Below are 22317 nucleotides of genomic sequence, written 5' to 3' on the forward strand. Positions count from 1 at the left end.
AATAATTTTTTTACAGTTTAGATTTCAACCTTCTTTATCGAAATATTAATCAAATCAAACTTCCTAACTTTTCAATATTATTTGTAATTTTTGTAATTCTGTCTAATACAACAGAATTTATTTTGAATAGAACCGTTATCTTATTACTTTTACCCAATAAACAAATGCAAATTATGTCACAATCCGTCCTATCGTTAAAAAATGTAACGATTTATCAAGAAGCAAAATCTATTCTAACAGAGGTAAACTTGGAAGTAAATCATGGTGAATTCCTTTACATCATTGGAAAAACAGGCTCCGGAAAAAGTAGCTTAATGAAGACTTTGTATGCTGATTTGCCATTGACAGAAGGAGAAGGAAATATTGTAGACTTTGACTTATCTGCATTAAAAGAAGATGATATTCCGTTTTTGAGAAGAAAAATTGGAATCGTTTTTCAAGATTTCAAATTACTTCCCGACCGTACTGTAAATGACAATATGTTGTTTGTACTGAAAGCAACTGGCTGGACGGACAACGCCGAAATGCAAAATAAAATTGAAGAAGTTTTGAATAAAGTAGGAATGAAAGATTTTGGCAAAAAAATGCCACACCAACTTTCCGGAGGAGAACAACAACGTGTGGCCATCGCCAGAGCTTTGCTTAACGATCCGGAATTAATCCTTGCTGATGAACCTACAGGAAACTTAGATCCACAAACCAGCGCCGAAGTACTGGAAGTATTGAAGAAAATCAATGCGAACGGCAAAACGATCATTATGGCGACACACGATTATGCGTTGCTAATGAAATTCCCTTCGAAAACATTGAAATGTGAGGATTCCAAAATTTTTGAAGTGATTCAGCAGCGAAACGCGTAATGCTCTCCATTCTTGTTCCAATATACAATTACAATGTTTATCCGCTGGTTTTAGAGTTGCACAATCAATGTAAAGATTGCGGAATAGCGTTTGAAATTTTGTGCCAAGACGATGCTTCAAATTTATTTAAAATTGAAAACCAGAAAATTAATAATTTAGAAAATTGTAATTTTTCAGTAAACAATTTAAATTTAGGACGAGGAAAAAACATCAATTTTTTGGCGAAAAAATCAAAATTTGAATGGCTATTAATCATGGATTGTGATACTTTTCCAACTCAAAATAATTACATCCAAAAATATATTTTCCAAATAAACGAAACTGAACAAGTTGTTTATGGCGGAATCGAATACCACAAAGAAAAACCTTCAAGTAACCAATTGCTGCGATGGTTTTATGGCAACGCGCGAGAATCAATTTCTGTTGAAAAACGAAAAATCAATCCTAACGACAGCGCACTGACATCAAATATTTTAATCCAAAAAAAGGTTTTTAACTCTAATAAATTTGACGATTCAATCACTAAATACGGCTACGAAGATTTAGTCTTTTTATCTGATTTGAAAAAGAAGGGGATTTTAGTAAAACATATCGATAACCCTACGTATCACTTGGGATTAGAAACTTCCGAACAGTTTTTAGTGAAGACAAAAATCGCTTTGGAAAATCTAAAATCAATTTCAGAAAACAATTATTTATACAAATCCGAAAGCAAGATTTTAAAAACTTATAGTCTATTGAAACGATTGTATTTGACTTCATTTATTTCCATACTATTCAAAAAAACCGAACGGAATTTACAACACAACTTACTTTCTAAAAACCCATCTTTGTTCCTATTTGATTTGTACAAATTGGGCTATTATTGCAGTATCGCTTCCCGATAATTATTTCGTTACAAGATTTTCGAAAAGGGATTTCCACTGTTCCATGATAGATTCTAAATCATAAATTTTGATACTTTCCTGAGCCTTTTCCCCCATTTGTGTTCTCAAATTTTCATCTTCAATAAGCAGTTCCAATCGTTGAACAAAAGAATCTATATTACCGTTTTCAATGAGAAATCCGTTTTCATTATTTTGAATTATAGCTCTTGGACCGCACGGACAATCATAAGCAACACAAGGCAAACCCATTGCCATTGCTTCAATAAGTACCATTCCGAAACCCTCCGTGCGAGAGGTCATCAGTAGTATTGATGCTTCTCGATATTTGTCATTTATATTTTTTACAGGGTCAAAAAAAGCAACATTAGTATCAATATTTAAAGTCCTGGAAAGTTTTTGCAATTCTTGATTTTGATCGGATTTCCCGTAAATTTCAAGAGTCCAATCTGGATGTTTCTGAATGACTTTATGCCAAATTCGCAACATTCTGTCAAATCCTTTTTCATAAGAATGACGGCCAACCGCAATTACTTTTTTAGCTTTTAAATCGGAAAAATTTGTTGGTTCAAACCAAAGTGGATTTGGAATTACAACTACGTTTTTCACATTCCATTCTTGTAAACTCGCCTGCGACAACGCCACGTATTTGGTAAAACTATTGGCGAAAAACCCTTTGAAAAACGCTTTAATTTTTGTCGAAAAAAAATATTTTGAAGGCTGAGTTTCCTCAATATATTTAGAACCGTGGCACTCAAAAACAATCGGTGTGTTTTTCTTTAAAATAAAAGGAATTAAATAAGCTTTTAAACCATTATCACCAACAATAATAACATCAGGTTGAATGGATTTAATTTTAGTTTTTAACCCTTTTGCAAACGAATTAAAAAACTGAAAAAAATTACCTTTCAATGATAAATCGTGATAAATAATATTAGCATTAAAAGAATAAAACAAAGGAGAAAAACCTTCATTTTGAGTTAAAACATGGACTTCATATCCTGATTTTTCTATCCAATAATTCGTTTTCACCGAAAGCACTCTCGCTACACCGCCTTCATTATTTATTTTGGGAACTATATAAAGAAGTCTCATTTTTTTGACTCTAAAAATGCATCAAAATCCCGAATATAATCGGCTTCTTCAAAAACATCTGAAGCCAAAACTAAGCAAACCGCTCCAGAAGAAAAATTTTGCAATTCTCTCCAAATCCCAGTTGGTATAAGCAATCCCACATTTGGTTTATTAAGGATAAATGATTTTTTCATTAAACCATCCTGCACAACGACTTCAAAACTTCCGCTCAAAGCGATCAAAAGCTCTTGCTGCACAATGTGAGAATGTCCGCCTCTGTACGCACTGCTCGGCACATCAAAAAGATAGTATACACGCTGGAATTCAAATGGTAAAATATCCTTTTGAATGAATGCTAAATTCCCACGCTGGTCTTCTACAACGGGGATTTTTAAAAGTTGCACGCCTGTAACGGTTGTTTTCATTTATTGATTTGTAAATAAGCTAATTTTCCTCTTTTGGCATTTTTTAGTGCTGTATAAACTTGGTTTATTTGTATTCTATTCTGCTTTAGATCAAAAAAAAGTTTCAAAAAAAGCAGTTTTTGGTAATGATTCTTTGCAACTCTGGTCAAGAATGCGCCCTGAATATAATAGCGTTGTTCAAGATTTAATTTATCATCTGTTGAAACCGCCGGATGACTTGCGATAACCGTTGGTACAATAATTATATTTTGCTGCTGCTTCTTTAAATCAGACAAAAAAATAGCTTCTTCTCCCATCGAAAAGGAACTTCCAAGACCAAAATCAGTATCGAATTTAGTGTTGAATTGATGAAGTGACTTTGTTTTTAAACTTATTTCAATTGATAAAACACTAAAAATATCCAGATTATTCAGTTGCAATTTTGGTTTCTCAGGATATTTTTTGAACAAAAAACCCTGGGAATCTTCTATTGCAAAACAAATGCTCACTGCCTCAGGATAATTGTTGTGGGCTTCCAGAATAGTATTTTCAAAATCTTCCTTGAAAACCTCATCATCATCGGTCAGCAAAATAATTTGTCCAATCGCATTTTGCAAACTTAAATTCCTGCTTTTTGACAATGCTTTTTCAAATGAATTTACAATTCTTACAGAAGGAAAATCTGAAACCAATAGCTTCTTTTCAGTCGTTTGATTGATAATTAAAATGGGGAATTCCGAAAAATGACAGAACGGAAACATGGGAATTAAAAAATCCAAAGAATCTCTATTCATCGTAGCCAGTACTATTTCCAGATCTCCTTTTTTAAATTCTTTTGTCAATTTGTTATTATATTTACACAAATATAAATAATTCCGCATTGTAAATGAAAATACTTTTGATTGGCGAATACAGTCGTTTGCATAATTCCTTAAAAGAAGGATTGGTGGCGCTGGGACATGAAGTAATTTTGTTTTCATCAGGAGATTATTTCAAAAAATTCGATTCCGATTATTCCTTTCATTCCTCCTTTTTATCCGGATATTGGTTGCCTCGAAAGATAAAAAATGTCATTCATAAACTCACTGGAATCGATTTAGAAAAAGCTGAAAGAGGGCTTCGTTTTTATCTTTTAATACCCCAATTACAGAACTTCGATCACGTACAGCTCATTAATTCTGATGCCATTGAAACATTTCCTTTTTTTTCCAGATTTCTCTATAAAAAATTATTCAAGAAAATTAAAAATCGGAGCTTATTGATTTGTGGTGATGAAACTCCGGTTATTGATTATTTGCTAAAAAGGGAAACTGATTACAGCATTTTGACTCCTTATTTTAAGGATAATTCGTTAGAAAAACATTTTGAATATCCATTAAAATACACCTCCAAAAATTACCGAAAAACCTTTGATTGGTTAGTCGAAAACTGCCAAAACATGATTGCTTCCGACTTAGATTATAAAATTCCGATGGAAAAAATGGGATATTCGGTTTATTTTATTCCAAATCCAGTCAACACTAGAAAAATCGACTTTCAAGAACAAAAAATCAATGATAAAATTGTAGTTTTTCTTGGAATAAATCGCGCCAGTTACATCAAAAAAGGGATTCCATATTTTGAAAAAGCACTGCAAATAATTCAGGAAAAATATATTGAAAAAGTTACTGTGATTATCAGCGAAAATCTTCCTTACAAGGATTATATAAATTCATACAATACTGCACAAATCGTGCTAGATCAAATGTATGCTGATGATCAAGGATACAATGCGCTGGAAGCTATGGCAAAAGGCAAAGTAGTTTTTACCGGTGCCGGAAAAGCCTTTATGGAACATTATAATTTAACGGAAAAAGTCAATATTAATGCGCTGCCAGATGTAGATTATTTAGTGAATGAACTTTCCTTTTTGATCGAAAATCCCGAATCTATTGTCGCTATTGGAAAACGAGCGAGAGCATTTATCGAAAAAGAACATGATTATTTTAATATTGCGAGTCAGTATCTCGAAGCTTGGGACTTCAAAACAACTTCCTAAACATCCATAAAATCAAGATAAACAAAATTAAATTTGCACAAAAATAAGCCTGCAAAGCTCCTTCGAAAGAAAAAAGCGGCACTAAATAAAAAGAAAGTAAAAGATACGATACATTAAAAACTATTTCAAGAAAAAAGTATTTCTTAATACGAGCTTTGACTACGATTTGATAGCCAAAAGCTAATGTCATTATCCTTAAAAAGTCACCTAAAAGTTGCCAAATCAGCACTTCATTCACTTTTGAAAACGCTGCAGTAAAAGCGATATCCAAAATAATTCCTTTCAACAAATAAACGGCTACTAATGCCGTAAAAAACAGTGGAACGAAAACTTTAAAATAGGACTTCAATTCCATTTTAAAAGCTTCATCTGTAGTCAACGAAGCTAATTTTGGCATGTAGTATAAAGACAATCCTGAACTAAAAACCAACATGTAAAAACTGGAAAATTTATTAGTTGCATCCCAAATTCCCGCTTCTTGAATGGAGTGCGTTTCAATTATAAAATTTCGGATAAGCATTAATGTTGCAGGAGCAATTACAGCGCTTAACAATGCCATTGAAGAAAATTTCTTGATAACATTTAGGTATTTCTTTTTTAAAATTTTTTGAAAACTGAATGTAAAATAATAGCTTTTATCTTTTAAAACAAATGCAAAAGTCACTAATACCATCAGTAATTCGCCTAGAACAACGGCCAGTAATCCTCCGTTTATTGCTTTGTTCACTATTAAAAAAGCGGTGAAACCAAAAATCAGCACATTAGAAATAATTTGGAGAATTACAATTTTTTTATACTTTTCTAAAGCGTTATAAATTGCCATCCAAAACGTATTGATAACGATTAAAGGCAATAGCAATCCAAAAAAACGAATGTGATTCGCAAACGAATTAGTGAAAAATAAAAATTCGGAAATACCATTGGCAAATACTAAAGTAAACAAACCCAAGACGGTTGAAATTATGAGGAAAAACCAAAAAAAAGTAGCGTAAATGACTCCTAACTCTTCCTTATCATCTTTATTTTCAACGAATAATTTTATAAAAGAATTGTTTATACCCAAAATCGCTACGGACTTCATCATTGCAGTGAAATTCCTGAAACTTCCTAACAATGCCATTCCAGAAGTTCCTAAATAAACGGATACAATCTTTGTCGCAAAAATTCCCAAAACAAAACTCACCGCTACCGAAATAGAATTAAAAGATACTACTTTTAAAAGTGTATTTTGTTTTAGGGATTTCAACATTATAAATTTCTTATGACTTTAGCGGGATTTCCTGCGGCAAATACATTCGCAGGAATGTCTCTTGTCACAATTGAACCACTTCCAATAACTGAATTTTCTCCAATTGTCACGCCTTTCAAAATTGTTGAATTATAATATATCGCAACATTTTTTTTAATAGTAATTTCAGCAGTTTTAGGAATTCCTGTCATTCTTTCTTGGGCACTTAAATCATGCCCGTCACTATCAATAATAAAACAATTAATTCCAATCATAACCTTATCTTCGATTGTAACTTTCGATTTTGCATAAATTGAGACTCCATTACTAAAAACTACATTATCACCAATTATAACTTCACTTTCATGATCCATTGACAAAATATAATTGTAATTAGAATAGTAACATGAAGATTCTACGACGCCATTTTGAAAATTTTTACCAAATTGTACCTTCCCATTTCCCTTTAAAAGTAAGGGAAAATATAAGTTAGGTTTTCCCGAAACTCTTTTGCAATCGGAAAGGAATTTATATTTTTTGATTCGCAAAGTAACAAAGCAAAATTGTTTTATTCTACTGATTATTCCCATTTAATATTGATTTAAAATTGCAATAATAAAACCCACTTCATCATCTGTCAAAACTGGACTTATAGGCAAACTCAATACTTCATTATGAATTTTTTCAGTAATTGGAAACGACAAATGATTCCATCCCGAAGTTTCGGGAGATAATGCTTTTTGATTATGCGGCGGAACTGGATAATGTATTACCGTTTGGACTCCATTCCTATCTAAATAGTCTTGTAAATCCACTCTGTTTTGAGTTCGAATGACAAACAAATGAAAAACATGATTATTTGACAAATCCCAAAATGGAAGCGTTATTTTTTCATTTTTAATTTCCGACAAATACCGTTTGGCAATTGTTCTCCGCTTTTCATTTTCAGCATCTAAAAACGGTAATTTCACATTTAAGAAAGCCGCTTGCAGTTCATCTAATCTTGAATTTATACCAACATAATCATTGTAATATTTGGTTTCCGAACCATAATTCCGAAGTGACTGAATCACTTTGGCTAATTCAAAATCATTTGTAGTAACTGCGCCGCCATCACCTAATGCTCCAAGATTTTTCCCTGGATAAAAACTGTAAGCTACGCTTGATTTTTGATTGCTGATTTCTGATTCTTGATTTCTGATTGCGCCGTGAGCCTGAGCTGCATCTTCAACAACCAGTAAGTCATTTGCAACAGCAATTTCATTTATCCTATCCATTTCAGCCAATTGCCCATAAAGATGAACTACCAGAATCGCTTTGGTTTTTGAGGTAATCTTTTGAGAAATTAAATCAGGGTTAATGTTGTAGGTTTCCAATTTTGGCTCGACCAAAACAGGAATTAAATCTGCTTGTAAAATAGCCAGAATACTCGCAATATAAGTATTCGCAGGCACAATAACTTCGTCGCCTTTTTGCAATTTCCCCAACTGAATATATCCTTTGAAAATCAAAACTAAAGCGTCAAAACCATTTCCCACGCCTACACAATATTTTTTGCCGCAATAGCTCGCAAAACTGGTTTCGAATTCCTTGACTTCATTCCCTAAAACATACCAACCATTATCTAAAACCACTTTCAATTTTTCTTGAAAAGCAGTTTCATACGGTTCGTTTATCTTTTTTAAATCAAGAAAAGGTATCATATAAAATTCATTTTATAAAAATCCTGACTGTAAACAGAGCATCCTAATTCTTCTTTTTGTTTCAAAAGTCCGGCGTGATATCCTTTTTCATTGTCCTCATTTACGATTCCCATATCAAAAAAAAGTTTGCCTTCGCTCTTGTATTTCTCTATTAAATTAATAAATAAAAAATCCAAAGCGCGCAACTCTTCGCCTTTTTTACTGGTAGCTCCATATTGCGATTTAACAACGGTTTCTGTTTCGAACACAGTAATTCCTGCAATAATAACATCTTCAAAATACACTGAAAACTGTTTGATATTATCCGGAAATTTTTCTTTTAACAAGGTAATTTCTGCTAACTTATGTACAGGTGTAGCATTGTATTTCTCCAATAATCTTGGTTCTAAAACCAATTCCCAAAAAGATTCTAATTGCTGTTCTTCGACCATTTCTAAATCGAGTTCTTCAATTTTTCTAAAATGTTTGAGTTTACTTTTTGAAATTGTTAAAGGCATGGCTAAATTGATACCTAAATTCATTTCTTTTTTGTCTAAAAACGCTCCTTTTTTAAGCATAAAAAATTCCATTTCGGCGTTGCCCTTCGAAGTATAGAATAACGGAATAGATTTAAAAAAGAACGATTGCACCTCATTTTCTTTAAAAAAAGACAAAATAGAATCCAGAATCTCTTCTACTTTTTCTCCGTTTAATTTAGGGGAATAAACCAACCCGCCATATGTCAATCCTTGATGGGAACAAACGATGTCTCCTACTCTATTTGCCGGCAAAACAGCAATCAGTTTTTGGTCATCAAAAACCATCAAAGAAAAATCCTCGAATCGATCTTTGTGGTATTCCATAAAGTCTCGATGAAATAAAAAAGTAGCATTTTTGGCCTGACCAATAAAGGCATTCCAATTTGAATAATCACTTTCCTGATATGGTTTGACAGAATAATTTTTCACTGTTAAATTTTAGACCCCGTGAAAGTAATCAATTTTTATTTATGTTCTAAAGTCGGTAAATACCATTTAAATTTTACGGCCATTAACCGTACCGAAATGATAACAATTGAAGTAGTCAAATACAGAATATCATTCTCTAAATTCAGTTTTCGAAGCAGGAAAAAGACAATTCCGCCCAAAATACAAATCGTGGCATAAATTTCTCTTCTAAAAATAACGGGGATTTCAGTACACAAAATATCTCGAATAACGCCTCCAAAACACGCTGTCATGGTTCCTAAAGCAATACAAATTACAGGATGAAGTCCAATATTGATTCCTTTTTCAAGACCAATCAAGGTAAAAACTCCTAATCCAATCGTGTCAAATAAAAACAAGGAAGTTCGTAATCTGTCGAATTTTTTTCGAAAAAGGATTGCCAAAACAAACCCGATGATGATCACATAAACGTATTTTAAATCCAGCATCCATCCTACCGGAGTTCGCCCAATCATAATGTCCCGCAGGGTTCCGCCGCCAACGGCAGTAACAAATGCAATAATAAAAACCCCAAAAGGATCGAGTTTTTTACTCATGGCTGTCAATGCGCCTGACATGGCAAATGCCATCGTACCGATGATGTCTAATAAATGAAACATTTGGATTGGGATTTTGACAAAAATAGAGAAAATACTCGTGAAATCAGTTTGAAACAACTACAATTAATGAAACTTATGCATCCAAAAAATATTCAAATCTGATTAGAAAACTGGATTTTCTCTATGTATCTTTGTTGCTACTAATTAAATAGTTGAAAGTCTTGAAACAAATCACTTCGATACAAAACCCTTATATCAAATCATTAGTGCAATTGCAGGAAAAAGCGAAAGCCCGCAAGCAAACCGGTACTTTTTTAATGGAAGGTAAACGCGAAATTTCAATTGCCATCAAAGGCGGTTACGAAATGGAAACGCTATTGTTTTTACCTGAAATTTGTTCCGAAACGGATGCCAGAACATTATCCAAAAATGCGGAGCTGATAGAAATCAACAAAGAAGTGTATCAAAAATTAGCGTACCGCGATACTACCGAAGGAATTTTGGCTGTAGCCAAAACCAAATCGATGCAATTATCCGATTTGAAATTATCTAAAAACCCTTTGATTCTGGTTGCTGAAGCTCCCGAAAAACCCGGAAATATTGGTGCTTTATTGCGTACCGCCGATGCTGCTAATCTGGATGCTGTGATTATTGCGAATCCAAAAAGCGATTTATACAATCCAAATATTGTGCGTTCAAGCGTGGGCTGTTTATTTACGAACCAAATTGCAACTGGAACAACATTAGAAATTATTGCTTTTTTGAAAGAAAGAAAAATTAATTTTTATTGTGCGACTTTGCAAAATTCCACTTCCTATCACACGCAGGATTACACAACTCCAACGGCATTAGTCGTAGGAACGGAAGCCACAGGATTGACGGAAGAATGGAGAAAAGAAGCGACCCAAAATATTATTATTCCAATGCAAGGCGAAATCGATTCTATGAATGTCTCGGTTGCCGCAGCCATCTTGATTTTTGAAGCCAAAAGACAAAGAGGGTTTTAGATTTTAGATTGCAGATTAACGATTTTTGATAGCAGATTTAAAAATAAAAAAATATGAAAAATAATTTATTCGTTGCAATAGCATTAATTTCAACCACATTTTCTTTCGCACAAATTAGTTCGATTCAAGTGGATGAATTAGTTGATCGTACTTTAAAAACATTCAATGTTCCTGGAATTGCAGTGGCAATAGTCAAAGACGGAAAGATTATTCATGCGAAAGGATATGGTGTAAAATCTATTTTGACTAATGAAAAAGTCGATGCGAATACGCTTTTTGGAATTGCTTCCAACAGTAAAGCGTTTACAAGCGCTGCTTTGGCAATGTTAGTTGATGAAGGAAAAGTAAAATGGGATGATAAAGTCATCAAATACCTCCCTAATTTCAAGATGTACAATGACTATGTAACGAATGAATTTACGATTCGCGATTTATTGACCCATAGAAGTGGATTGGGTCTTGGTGCTGGAGATTTGATGATTTGGCCTGACGGAAGTGACTTTACAGCACAAGATATTATTCAGAATTTGCAATACTTAAAGCCGGTTTCGGCATTTAGAACGCAATACGATTATGACAATTTACTTTATATAGTTGCCGGCCAAGTTATTCGCGTAGCAAGCGGTTTGAATTGGTGCGATTTTGTAGAAGAACGCATGATGAAACCTTTAGAAATGAATCATAGCGCCGCTTCTTTTTTACGTATAAAAGACACCACAAACATCATTGCGCCGCACGTTCCTATTGACGGTAAACTAAAAGTAATCAAACGCTACCAAAACCAACTTTTTGATGCGGCAGCCGGCATTTACTCCAGTGTAAATGATTTGAGTAAATGGACCATTATGCAAATGAACAATGGGCAATATGGTGCTGATAACAAGCAATTATTTTCCAAAAAAGAACACGCCGAAATGTGGCAATTACAAACCATAATTCCTGCGGCCACAAGACCTCCTTACAATACACATTTTAGTGGTTACGGATTGGGCTGGTTTTTAAGCGATGTAAAAGGATACAAACAGGTAACGCATACCGGCGGATTAGAGGGAATTGTTACGCAAGTGACTCTTATACCAGAATTAAATCTGGGAATTATTGTATTGACCAATCAGCAATCAGGAGCGGCATTCAGAGCAATTACCAACACTATAAAAGACAGTTATTTAGGAATCCAATCCGAGGATTATGTGACTAATTACAGTGCGAGTTTAAAGGAAAACGAAGCTTCTGCTGACAAAGTAACTGATGAAGTTTGGGCAACCATAACCAAGAATAAAAAAGACAAAATCAAAATTGATTTCAAAAGCTTTACAGGAACATACAAAGACAATTGGTTTGGTAAAATTATACTTTCAGAGAAAAAAGGGCGCTTGTATTTTGCTTCAAAACGTTCTCCACAACTTACCGGTGAAGTTTTTTTCTACAAAGACACTAATTATGTGGTGAAATGGGACAATGCTTATTTTCATGCTGATGCCCATTTATTTTTTGAATGTGATGCCTCTGGAAAAGCCGTACGATTAACAATGAAACCTATTTCTGAGTTAACTGATTTTAGTTATGATTTTCAGGACTTAGATTTTAGTAAAGTGCAATAACCATGTTGAATGTCACATTTGTTATTTGCACCATGAAACCCTTTTTTACTTGCACATCTCCCAACTAATTTCTATTTTTAGAAAATGAACCATGCCGCTATGACAGAAATTGATATAGAAAAAGAAAATAAAGCAATTGCTCAAGAATACAAAGAATTACTTCGTATTAGCTACCAAACGTTAAGTGATGAAGATAAAAAACTCATCCGAAAAGCATTTGACGTTTCTGTAGAAGCACATAAAGAACAACGACGAAAATCTGGCGAAGCCTATATTTTTCATCCTATTGCTGTCGCAAAAATTGTTGCTTCAGAAATAGGTTTGGGAGCAACATCTATTGCAGCTGCATTACTGCACGATGTTGTCGAAGACACACCCACTACTGTTCAGGATATCGAACGTTTGTTTAATCCAAAAGTGGCTCAAATCGTTGAAGGATTAACAAAAATATCATTGGTACAAAAAGATCTGAATGTTTCCATGCAAGCAGAGAATTTCCGTAAAATGATATTGACGTTGAATGATGATGTACGCGTAATTCTGATTAAACTAGCCGATCGTTTGCACAACATGCAAACCATGGATTCGATGCATGAGGACAAACAAACCAAAATCGCATCCGAAACCTTGTATATTTATGCACCTTTAGCACATCGATTGGGCTTGTACAACATAAAAACCAAACTGGAAGACTTAGGGCTAAAATATACGGAACCTGCCATTTACAAAGAAATTGTCAGTAAAATAAAAGAAACCAAAGAAGAGCAAGATGCTTATATTGAAGATATTTCTAATGTCCTGAAAGCCTCTTTAGATGCCGAAGGAGTTGAATATATTATAAAAGGACGTCCAAAATCTATTTATTCTATTCGCAGAAAAATGCAGGCGCAAAACGTGAGTTTTGATGAAGTGTATGATAAATTTGCGCTGCGTATTGTATACAAAGCAACTCCACATGAAGAGAAATTCGTTGCTTGGAAAATATATTCAATCGTAACGGATCATTATAGACCGAGTCCAAGCCGTTTGCGCGATTGGATTTCGTCCCCAAAATCTACCGGTTATGAAGCCTTGCACATTACAGTAATGGGACCAAAAGGGCGATGGGTTGAAGTACAAGTTCGAAGCGAACGTATGGATGAAATTGCCGAAAAAGGATATGCCGCACATTACAAATACAAGAACGGGGCTACCGAAGAAAGTGGTTTGGATGTATGGTTAAATTTACTAAAAGAAGCTTTAGAAAATTCCGAAACAAATGCAGTAGATTTTGTAGAAGATTTCAAAATGAATTTATATTCTAAAGAAATCTTTGTTTTTACTCCAAAAGGAGAAATAAAATCATTGCCTAAAGGAGCCACTTCACTAGATTTCGCGTTCAGTATTCACTCTGAAATAGGAATTCGTACCAGAGGAACGCGTGTCAATGGAAAATTAGTCCCTTTGAATTTCGAATTAAAAAGTGGCGATCAAATTGAAGTTATTACTTCACAACATCAAAAACCAACCATTAACTGGCTGGATTATGTGACGACCTCGAGAGCTAAAACAAAAATTAAAAACGTTCTAAACGAAAACACCAAGAAAATCGGTGAAGAAGGAAAAGAACTGCTCACCAGAAAATTAAAACATTTAAAGATTACTTTAAGTGAACAAGTGATTAATGAATTGGTCAACTTTTTCAAACTAAAAACAAGCCTGGACTTATTCTACAGAGTTGGAATTGGCGCTATTGAAAACCAACAGCTTAAGGATTACGCTGCGCAAAAGAGCAATACTTTCATAAATTTTTTCAAAAATAAGATGAAACGCTCTCCAAGCAACACTTCGGATGAGGATATTCATAAACCAGTAATTAGCAGTAATTATGACATGCTCGTTTTTGGGAAAGAACACGACAAGCTGGATTATAAATTATCGCCTTGCTGCAACCCAATCCCCGGAGATGACGTTTTTGGATTTGTAACAATCAATGAAGGAATAAAAGTGCATAAAAAAGATTGTCCTAACGCCATTGGTATGCAATCAAATTATGCATACCGAATCATGTCAGCAAAATGGATTGATTCATCGCAAGAAGAGTTCAAAGCCATTATAAACATCACCGGTATGGATGTTCTTGGACTTACCAACCAATTGACAAAAGTGATTTCGAATAACATGCATGTGAATATACAGAGCATTTCTTTGAGTACTGATGCGGGAATTTTTCACGGTCAGGTTGCCGTAATTGTTCAAAACAATACAATATTGAAAAAAATGATCAGTAACATCAAAAAAATTGATGGAATCGATAAGGTAACACGGGAGTATAAAACATAGAAAAGTGATATTGTTTATTGGAGTCCGTCTTTAGGATTTTCAAATACAAACGGAATAAACTTGAAACTAAACAAACCGGAAACTTTAAACTTTAAACTAAAAAATTTATCTTTGCCAGATATGACACTCATTTCCACAGATAATACCAAAAATCAAGAAATTGTAAAAAATGTTTTTACAATGTATCTTGAAAAAAAAGGACATAGAAAGACTCCTGAACGCTATGCTATCCTTCAGGAAATTTACGATAGCGAAGAACATTTTGATGTAGAGAATCTTTATATCAAAATGAAAAATAAAAACTATCGTGTGAGTAGAGCAACTCTTTACAATACGATTGAATTATTATTGGACTGTGCTTTAGTACGCAAACACCAATTTGGACAAAATCAGGCACATTATGAAAAATCGTACTTTGACAAGCAGCACGATCATATTATCATGACGGATACTGGCGAAGTAATTGAGTTTTGTGATCCAAGAATTCAAAGTATCAAGAAAACAATTGAAGAAATATTTGATATAGATATTACCAACCACTCGTTATATCTGTACGGAACTAAGAAACAAAAGAACAACTTGGACGAAGAAAATCGTTCATAAACATAAAAACTAACTACAAATAACATTCAGAATGACGGTAGATTTATTACTAGGATTACAATGGGGAGATGAAGGAAAAGGAAAAATTGTTGATGTTTTAACTTCAAATTATGACATTATTGCTCGTTTTCAAGGAGGTCCAAACGCAGGGCATACTTTGGAATTTGACGGAATAAAACATGTTCTAAGAACTATTCCTTCTGGTATTTTTCATAAAACTGCAATAAATATCATTGGAAACGGAGTTGTAATTGATCCTGTAGTTTTTCAAAAAGAAATTGAAGGCCTTGAGAAATTTAATTTAGATATTAAAAGTAAATTAATCATTTCAAGAAAAGCACATTTAATTTTGCCTACTCACCGTTTATTAGACGCCGCTTCTGAGGCTTCTAAAGGTAAAGCAAAAATTGGTTCTACATTAAAAGGAATTGGCCCAACGTATATGGACAAAACCGGAAGAAACGGAATCCGTGTAGGTGATATCGAATTAGAAGATTTTGCAGATCGTTACAGAGCTTTGGCTGACAAGCATGAAGCAATGATTAAATTCTATGATGTTGCAATCCAATATAATTTAGAAGAATTAGAAAAAGAATTTTTTGAAGCTATCGAAGAATTAAAAAAATTAGATTTCATTGATAGTGAAGAATATTTACACCAAGCGCAAAAAGCTGGTAAATCAATATTATGTGAAGGTGCTCAAGGTTCTTTATTGGATGTTGATTTTGGAACGTATCCATTCGTAACTTCATCTAACACTACTGCTGCTGGTGCTTGTACCGGTTTAGGGATTGCTCCAAATAAAATCAAGGAAGTATACGGGATTTTCAAAGCGTATGTAACACGCGTAGGAAGTGGCCCGTTCCCTACTGAACTTTTTGATGAAGATGGCGCAACTATGGCACGCGTAGGAAATGAATTTGGATCTGTAACCGGAAGACAAAGACGTTGTGGCTGGTTAGACTTAGTAGCACTTAAATATGCTGTTCAAGTGAATGGTGTAACGCAGTTGATGATGATGAAAGGCGATGTACTTTCAGGATTTGAAACCTTGAAAGTATGTACGGAATACAATTATAAAGGAGAGAAAATTTCTCATTTCCCTTATAACATCGAACCAGAAAATGTAACTCCAGTATATCAGGATTTCAAAGGATGGAAACAAGATTTGACGGGTATGACAACCTACGATGAATTACCGACAGAGTTGAAAGAATACATTGCATTCATTGAAAAAGAAGTAGAAGTTCCTATTAAAATTGTTTCTGTAGGTCCGGACAGAAAGCAAACTATTCTGAAATAAGATTACCAAACGCTCTGAAAATTCAGAGCGTTTTTTTTATACTTTAGTAATCAAATAGCTAACCCATTTTCAGCTCACCATGATACCAAAACAAGAAAAATTTTTACAGTACGCAATTCTATTTGCTTGTTTTAGTATGCTTTTGTCGTGTAGGGAGGAGCAAGATATTACTTTAAGCACTGACAATCAAAAATATAGCATCAAAGGAAATAAAATATTGAAAGACAACCAACCCATTCAGTTGATTGGAACAAATTCATTTCAAGTTTTTGGAGCAAATGACCTAAAAATGAGTAGTTGGAATATGGACATAGCGCGGGAATTTATAGGGAATGTTCAAGGACAACCCTTAACCGGTATGCCTATAAAAGACAGTAATGGTTCTTTTTTACATTCATTACAAAGTATTGTGGATGGAAATCGAAAAAATAACAGAATTACTATTTTATGCGGTTTTGGTTGGGACGGAAAAAACGAAACAGAATTTACAGGCAAAAGTCCTTCAAAAACAATTTGGTGGAAACCCTATAAAGAAAAACTACAAGAATGGGCGTTGCATTTTAAAAATCAACCAGATGTATGGATCGAAGTATGGAATGAGCCCTACAGATTTGACAGAGCTGATGGTTATACTGATGAAGTCTGGGAAAAAGACATGACAGAACTTGTTACCATTATTAGAATTACAGGCAATCCCTCTATAATTCTTGTACCTTGTGCTGAACAAGGACAAGACGAAAGTGTTTTGCTAAAAAAAGGGAATTCTTTTCTACAAAAAAATTCTAATATTGTCTTTGATATTCACGCTTATGAAAAATGGCTATTAGATAATGAAATTGCAATAGACAATAGGCTGGATTTATTAAAACAGCAAAACTTACCAGTCCTTTTTGGAGAAACAGCACCTATGAATGCAGGGATTTTAATGGACCCTCGCTATTTTCTTAATGCTGTATACAATAGAGGATTTTCTGTATGTGCATGGGTATGGAAATACGATAAAAATGACCAAGATGCACTGCTCACGGCTGATGGTACTCCTAATGACACCAACAATAATAACTGGGGCTCCACGTATAAAAACTTAGCTGCTAAACCTCGAAATCCTTAAAAATATTATTACAAAATAAAATGAAAAATCCAACTATTAAAATCCAAAACACTGAAATTCTGTCTGACAACTGGTATATATTAAACAAAGTAACTTTTGACTATCAAAAAAAAGACGACTCTTGGATTACCCAAAAAAGAGAAGTTTACGATAGAGGAAACGGCGCCGCTATTTTACTTTATAACACACAACAAAAAACAGTTATTCTAACGAGACAGTTTCGCTTGCCGACGTACCTTAACGGAAATGAAACCGGAATGATGATTGAGGTTTGCGCAGGACTTTTGGACCAAGATAATCCGGAGCAATGCATCATTCGAGAAACTGAAGAAGAAACAGGATACCGCATTTCTAAAGTCAAAAAGGTGATGGAAACGTATATGTCTCCCGGTGCTGTAACTGAAATTTTATATTTATTTGTTGGCGAATACGATGAATCTATGAAAGTAAGCGACGGTGGTGGAGTGGAACATGAAGAAGAAAATATAGATGTGATGGAAATGACTTTTGACGAAGCTTATGCTATGATCGAAGCCGGTCAAATACAGGATGCAAAGACAATTATGTTATTACAGTATGGCAAAATTCATAATTTGGTTTAATGAGCAATACGACTAAAGGAGTTTTTTTTGCCTTATTTGCTACCTTACTATGGTCTGTAAATATGGTAATTGCCAGTGGGATAAAAGGTCACATTCCCCCTGTTGGATTGGCTTTTTGGCGCTGGACTGTTGCTTGTATTGTTTTGGCTCCATTTGCAATAAAAAGCACTTATGAAAATTTCAAAATGGTAAAGAAACACATTCGGTATCTCACGCTTACAGCCGTATTAGGCATCACTATTTTTAATACGCTAATTTACTTTGCAGGAAAAACAACAAGTGCAGTCAACTTATCGTTAATCGCCATTTCGATACCGTTATTTATTGTTGTACTCTCCAGAATTATTTTTAAAGAGAAAGTCTCCAACATAAAAATAGTGGGAATTGCAACCATAATCACAGGAGTTCTAGTGCTTATTTCCAAAGGTTCCATACAAGCATTACTGCATATCAACTTTACTATTGGGGATTTATTAATGCTTGTGGCCTGCTTCTTTTTTGCTTGTTATACGATACTTGTACGACAAAAACCAGATGAATTAACACCAAAAGTATTTTTGTTCAGTGTTTTTGTAATTGGTACAATTTTACTGTTTCCGTTTTACATGTATGAACACCTCTATTATAAAAAAGTAATTTTTGACACTAAAACAGTCTTGGTAACCACATACGTTGGCGTTTGCGCTTCCCTAATTTCATTTTATTTATGGAACGAAGCCATTCGACTAATTGGAACATCAAAAACAGCGTTAATTTATTATTTGATTCCGGTATTCAGTGGGATTTTGGCGTATTTTTTTCTTAACCAAGCCATTTTACTAACCCAAATCATAAGTATGGGAATCATTATTACGGGGTTATTAATTACCAATAAGAAGTAAAACATTAAACTTTTGACGAAATAGAAAAGCAGAATGAAAATAAATTCATTCTGCTTTTTTATTTATGAAGTACTCTAAAAATTTACTATTTATTAGGTTGTGGTGTCATTCTTAAATAGGGTTTTATTCTTTCGTAGCCTTTTGGAAATTTAGCAGCGATATCTTCGTCCTTAACCGAGGTCGAGATTACCACCTTATCACCATCTTTCCAGTTTGCCGGTGTTGCTACGCTATATTTTGCTGTCAATTGCAAACTATCAATTACACGCAATAATTCATCGAAATTTCTACCGGTTGAAGCAGGATAGGTTAACGTTAATTTTATTTTTTTGTCTGGTCCAATTATAAAAACCGAACGTACCGTGAAACTCTCACTTGCATTGGGATGAATCATATCGTATAATTCAGCTATACGCTTGTCTTCATCGGCAATTATGGGGAAGTTTACTGTTGTATTTTGAGTTTCGTTGATGTCTTTGATCCATTCCATGTGTGAAGCTACTCCATCAACACTCAATGCGATTACTTTTACATTTCGTTTTTTAAATTCAGGATAATAATTCGCAACTGTTCCTAACTCAGTGGTGCAAACAGGTGTAAAATCAGCTGGATGGGAGAAAAGAACTCCCCAAGAATCTCCTAACCATTCATGAAATTTTATTTTTCCTTGTGACGTTTCTGCTTCGAAATCAGGAGCAATATCGCCTAATCGTACTGTTGCCATAGTAATTTAATTTATTGATTAGTAACACTGTAAGGTATTGAAATAAAAGCAATAAAGGAGAAAACTAATCTTAAAGTTGTACTAATTTTTATGAAAACTAGAAAGTAATCAGGAAACGAAATGCCCTAGCCCTTATAGCTTCGGCATCTCCCGATTTAGAAAAACAAGGCTTTTTCAGCCGTAGTTTCTATTAATCGGGAATACAGTGCAGAGCAGGAAAAAGCTCCTGAAAAGAAGTGTTATTTTTTCTTTAAATTAGGTAAAAAGAGCGCTATAATCCCTATTAAAGGCAAGTAGGCACAAAGATAATACACATACGTTATGCTGGTGTGATCTGCAAGATTCCCCAATAAAGCGGAACCCAAACCACCCATTCCAAAGGCAAAACCATAGAAAAGACCAGAAACCATTCCGAGTTTTTTAGGCAATAATTCTTGCGCATAAACCAAGATAGCCGGAAATGCAGAGGAAATTATGATTCCAATTACAACTGACAAAACGCCTGTCCAAAACAAATCAACATACGGCAACAATAAAGTAAAAGGTGCTGCTCCCAACACTGAAAACCAAATCACATATTTTCTTCCGAATTTATCGCCTAACGGTCCGCCAATTAAGGTTCCTATGGCACAAGAAGCCAAAAATAAAACCAAATGAAATTGCGCTTCCTGAACCGATAATCCAAATTTTTCGATTAAATAAAACGTAAAATAACTCGACATGCTTGCCATGTAAAAGAATTTTGAAAAGATCAAAACCAGTAAAATCCCTACTGAGATGACAATCTTTTTTTGGGATAAATTAGGCAAATCGATTACCGCTTTCTTTGCACTTCTTAAACTCAAATGGTTTTGGTACCAAAGTGCAATTCTACTCAAGACAATCAATCCGATGATGGCAACAACCACAAACCAAATGATATAATATTGTGAATTTGGAACTACAATTAAGGCAACTAATAAAGGCCCGATTGCAGTTCCGGCGTTCCCTCCCAACTGAAAAATGGATTGTGCCAAACCTCGCTTTCCACCTGATGCCAAAAAGGAGATTCGGGAAGCTTCCGGATGAAAAATAGAAGAACCAATTCCGACCAAAACTACCGAAATTATAATCATTTCAAAACTGGAAGCATAGGACAAAGATACAATTCCGGATAAAGTAAACAGCATTCCGAAAATTTGAGAAAAGGGCTTTGGTCTTTTATCGGTATACAAACCAACCAAAGGCTGCAATATAGAGGCCGCCAATTGATACGCTAAGGTGATTAATCCGATTTGTGTAAACGTTAAATTGAAATTTTCTTTTAAAATAGGATACGCTGCCGGAATTACGGCTTGTAATAAATCATTCAATAAATGGGCAAATGCTATCGAAAATAATATAGAATAAACGGTTTGCTGTGCAATAGGAGTTGTTTCTGTTTTTGATGTAGTATCAAGAGATGCATTCATATTTTATAAAACTTTATTACTAATTATTGATTCAGATTCAGGCTTTAAAAATTAAACATACTGAACCACAAAATACCAAAATAACAAGGTGATAAACGATATTGGAATTCCAAAACCAATCATCATGCTACTTAAACGGGGTTTTAAACCGTGGGTAGATGCTAAAATACAAGCCGTAATCATTGGTGCCATCGCTGACTCCATTATAGCAACTTGAATAACTTTAGAATGCTGTTGCAAAATTACGACATACAACACGTAAATGAGAGCCGGAGTTAATATTAATTTATACAAAAGCCCGAGTCCTAAAAATTTCCAATGCTGGCTTTTTCGTTCAAAACGTAGTTGCAAACCAACAGAAAGTAAAGCCAAAGGTGTCACTCCACTTCCCAATTTTTGGAATAAAAGCTGCACGTATTCATGGAAATCGACATTAAGAATATTCATCAAACAGGCAATCAAAAAAGTTATAAATGGCGGAAAAAGAAGAATCTTCTTTGCGATTTGAAAACCATTTGGGTTGCCGCTGGAATATAAAGTTGCCACTAAAATTCCTAAGGTAGAAAGCACCACAAAAGAACCAGGTTGATCGACTAGAATAGCTGTTTTCAAACCTTCTTCCCCATACAACGCTTCAATTATTGGAAAACCTAAAAAGGAAGTATTTCCTAAACCCGCCGTTAAAATTAAACAACCAATAAGTTTTTTAGACCATCCCAACCTATTTCCTAAGAAACTAAAAAATAAATAGGATACAATAAAACCAATCCAAGCAACTCCAATTGGAAATAACAATTCATTACTCCATTTTATTTTTGGGATATAATATAAAGCCAAAGCTGGAAGACAGATATAGATAACAATCTTGTTTAACAGCTTGTAAATAGTTACAGGAAAACCTTTTATATTTTGGAATACAATTCCAAGGAATAGGAAAACAAAGATTAGGATGAAATTAGTCATAGTTTAATTTGATTACAAAAATACCACTTAAAT

General features: G+C 34.1%; 22 protein-coding genes. 11 read left to right on the plus strand and 11 right to left on the minus strand.

The genetic code is table 11. The features are described from left to right. Positions 1-173: 173 nt before the first annotated feature. Positions 174-860 carry a cell division ATP-binding protein FtsE gene (locus tag DR871_RS00445; RefSeq protein WP_113665336.1) on the plus strand — a complete coding sequence of 229 codons (687 nt, stop codon included), beginning with the start codon at positions 174-176 and terminating at the stop codon, positions 858-860. Further along, positions 860-1747 carry a glycosyltransferase family 2 protein gene (locus DR871_RS00450; RefSeq protein WP_113665335.1) on the plus strand — a complete coding sequence of 296 codons (888 nt, stop codon included), beginning with the start codon at positions 860-862 and terminating at the stop codon, positions 1745-1747. Before DR871_RS00445 ends, DR871_RS00450 begins: the two co-directional genes overlap by 1 nt. Here DR871_RS00450 and DR871_RS00455 read toward each other — a convergent pair whose 3' ends face one another. Genes DR871_RS00455 through DR871_RS00465 form a run of 3 tightly spaced genes read right to left on the minus strand, consistent with a single transcriptional unit; the run spans position 1748 to position 4064 of the window. Then, positions 1748-2839: a glycosyltransferase family 4 protein gene (locus tag DR871_RS00455; RefSeq protein WP_113665334.1), complete on the minus strand. Its 1092-nt coding sequence runs from the start codon at positions 2837-2839 to the stop codon at positions 1748-1750. It abuts the gene before it with no gap. Beyond that, a complete protein-coding gene (locus tag DR871_RS00460; RefSeq protein ID WP_113665333.1) occupies positions 2836-3243 on the minus strand; it encodes a sugar 3,4-ketoisomerase in 408 nt (135 codons plus the stop codon). The genes DR871_RS00455 and DR871_RS00460 overlap by 4 nt, the downstream gene beginning before the upstream one ends. Then, positions 3240-4064 (minus strand): glycosyltransferase family A protein, encoded by an 825-nt coding sequence (locus DR871_RS00465; RefSeq protein ID WP_165355292.1) that lies wholly within the window; start codon positions 4062-4064, stop codon positions 3240-3242. Before DR871_RS00465 ends, DR871_RS00460 begins: the two co-directional genes overlap by 4 nt. Before the next feature lie 44 nt (positions 4065-4108). Here DR871_RS00465 and DR871_RS00470 point away from each other — a divergent pair, with 44 nt between their 5' ends. Continuing rightward, entirely contained in the window at positions 4109-5260 is a 1152-nt protein-coding gene (locus DR871_RS00470) for a glycosyltransferase family protein (RefSeq protein ID WP_113665331.1), read from the plus strand. Here the strand turns inward: DR871_RS00470 and DR871_RS00475 are convergent. From DR871_RS00475 to DR871_RS00495, 5 genes are read right to left on the minus strand one after another with little or no spacing between them, the layout of a single operon-like run. Beyond that, positions 5244-6509 carry an O-antigen translocase gene (locus tag DR871_RS00475; RefSeq protein ID WP_113665330.1) on the minus strand — a complete coding sequence of 422 codons (1266 nt, stop codon included), beginning with the start codon at positions 6507-6509 and terminating at the stop codon, positions 5244-5246. The genes DR871_RS00470 and DR871_RS00475 overlap by 17 nt on opposite strands. Further along, on the minus strand, positions 6509-7078 hold the full coding sequence (locus DR871_RS00480; RefSeq protein WP_113665329.1) for an acyltransferase: 570 nt from the start codon (positions 7076-7078) through the stop codon (positions 6509-6511). The genes DR871_RS00475 and DR871_RS00480 overlap by 1 nt, the downstream gene beginning before the upstream one ends. Further along, complete coding sequence (locus DR871_RS00485; RefSeq protein WP_113665328.1) at positions 7079-8191, minus strand: DegT/DnrJ/EryC1/StrS family aminotransferase; 1113 nt, start codon at positions 8189-8191, stop codon at positions 7079-7081. Beyond that, positions 8188-9138 carry a GNAT family N-acetyltransferase gene (locus DR871_RS00490; protein ID WP_113665327.1) on the minus strand — a complete coding sequence of 317 codons (951 nt, stop codon included), beginning with the start codon at positions 9136-9138 and terminating at the stop codon, positions 8188-8190. Before DR871_RS00490 ends, DR871_RS00485 begins: the two co-directional genes overlap by 4 nt. A gap of 35 nt (positions 9139-9173) precedes the next feature. Then, entirely contained in the window at positions 9174-9776 is a 603-nt protein-coding gene (locus DR871_RS00495; RefSeq protein ID WP_113665326.1) for a trimeric intracellular cation channel family protein, read from the minus strand. A 161-nt stretch (positions 9777-9937) separates the two neighbouring features. Between DR871_RS00495 and DR871_RS00500 the strand changes: the two genes are divergently transcribed. From DR871_RS00500 to DR871_RS00535, 8 genes are all read left to right on the plus strand, one after another. Continuing rightward, a complete protein-coding gene (locus tag DR871_RS00500) occupies positions 9938-10723 on the plus strand; it encodes a TrmH family RNA methyltransferase (protein ID WP_113665504.1) in 786 nt (261 codons plus the stop codon). Between the two features lie 53 nt (positions 10724-10776). Beyond that, positions 10777-12324 carry a serine hydrolase gene (locus DR871_RS00505; RefSeq protein WP_113665325.1) on the plus strand — a complete coding sequence of 516 codons (1548 nt, stop codon included), beginning with the start codon at positions 10777-10779 and terminating at the stop codon, positions 12322-12324. Between the two features lie 99 nt (positions 12325-12423). Beyond that, a complete protein-coding gene (locus tag DR871_RS00510; protein WP_113665503.1) occupies positions 12424-14646 on the plus strand; it encodes a RelA/SpoT family protein in 2223 nt (740 codons plus the stop codon). A 120-nt stretch (positions 14647-14766) separates the two neighbouring features. After that, positions 14767-15249: a Fur family transcriptional regulator gene (locus tag DR871_RS00515; RefSeq protein WP_113665502.1), complete on the plus strand. Its 483-nt coding sequence runs from the start codon at positions 14767-14769 to the stop codon at positions 15247-15249. A gap of 31 nt (positions 15250-15280) precedes the next feature. After that, the gene (locus DR871_RS00520; RefSeq protein WP_113665324.1) at positions 15281-16552 is read left to right on the plus strand and encodes an adenylosuccinate synthase; all 1272 of its coding nucleotides are present in this window, start codon (positions 15281-15283) and stop codon (positions 16550-16552) included. Between the two features lie 79 nt (positions 16553-16631). Next, positions 16632-17663: a cellulase family glycosylhydrolase gene (locus DR871_RS00525; protein ID WP_113665323.1), complete on the plus strand. Its 1032-nt coding sequence runs from the start codon at positions 16632-16634 to the stop codon at positions 17661-17663. A 20-nt stretch (positions 17664-17683) separates the two neighbouring features. Further along, on the plus strand, positions 17684-18265 hold the full coding sequence (gene nudK, locus DR871_RS00530; RefSeq protein ID WP_113665322.1) for a GDP-mannose pyrophosphatase NudK: 582 nt from the start codon (positions 17684-17686) through the stop codon (positions 18263-18265). Next, positions 18265-19146: a DMT family transporter gene (locus DR871_RS00535; protein WP_113665321.1), complete on the plus strand. Its 882-nt coding sequence runs from the start codon at positions 18265-18267 to the stop codon at positions 19144-19146. Before nudK ends, DR871_RS00535 begins: the two co-directional genes overlap by 1 nt. Before the next feature lie 85 nt (positions 19147-19231). Here DR871_RS00535 and DR871_RS00540 read toward each other — a convergent pair whose 3' ends face one another. The 3 genes from DR871_RS00540 to DR871_RS00550 all read right to left on the minus strand — a co-directional run bounded on the left by DR871_RS00540 (position 19232) and on the right by DR871_RS00550 (position 22284). Beyond that, on the minus strand, positions 19232-19870 hold the full coding sequence (locus DR871_RS00540; protein WP_113665320.1) for a peroxiredoxin: 639 nt from the start codon (positions 19868-19870) through the stop codon (positions 19232-19234). A 239-nt stretch (positions 19871-20109) separates the two neighbouring features. Next, positions 20110-21321, minus strand: a complete 1212-nt coding sequence (locus DR871_RS00545; protein ID WP_113665319.1) for an MFS transporter — start codon at positions 21319-21321, stop codon at positions 20110-20112. Positions 21322-21372: 51 nt separating this feature from the next. After that, entirely contained in the window at positions 21373-22284 is a 912-nt protein-coding gene (locus DR871_RS00550; RefSeq protein ID WP_113665318.1) for an AEC family transporter, read from the minus strand. Positions 22285-22317 lie beyond the last annotated feature (33 nt).

The organism is Flavobacterium petrolei, from assembly GCF_003314435.2.
GTDB lineage: Bacteria > Bacteroidota > Bacteroidia > Flavobacteriales > Flavobacteriaceae > Flavobacterium > Flavobacterium petrolei.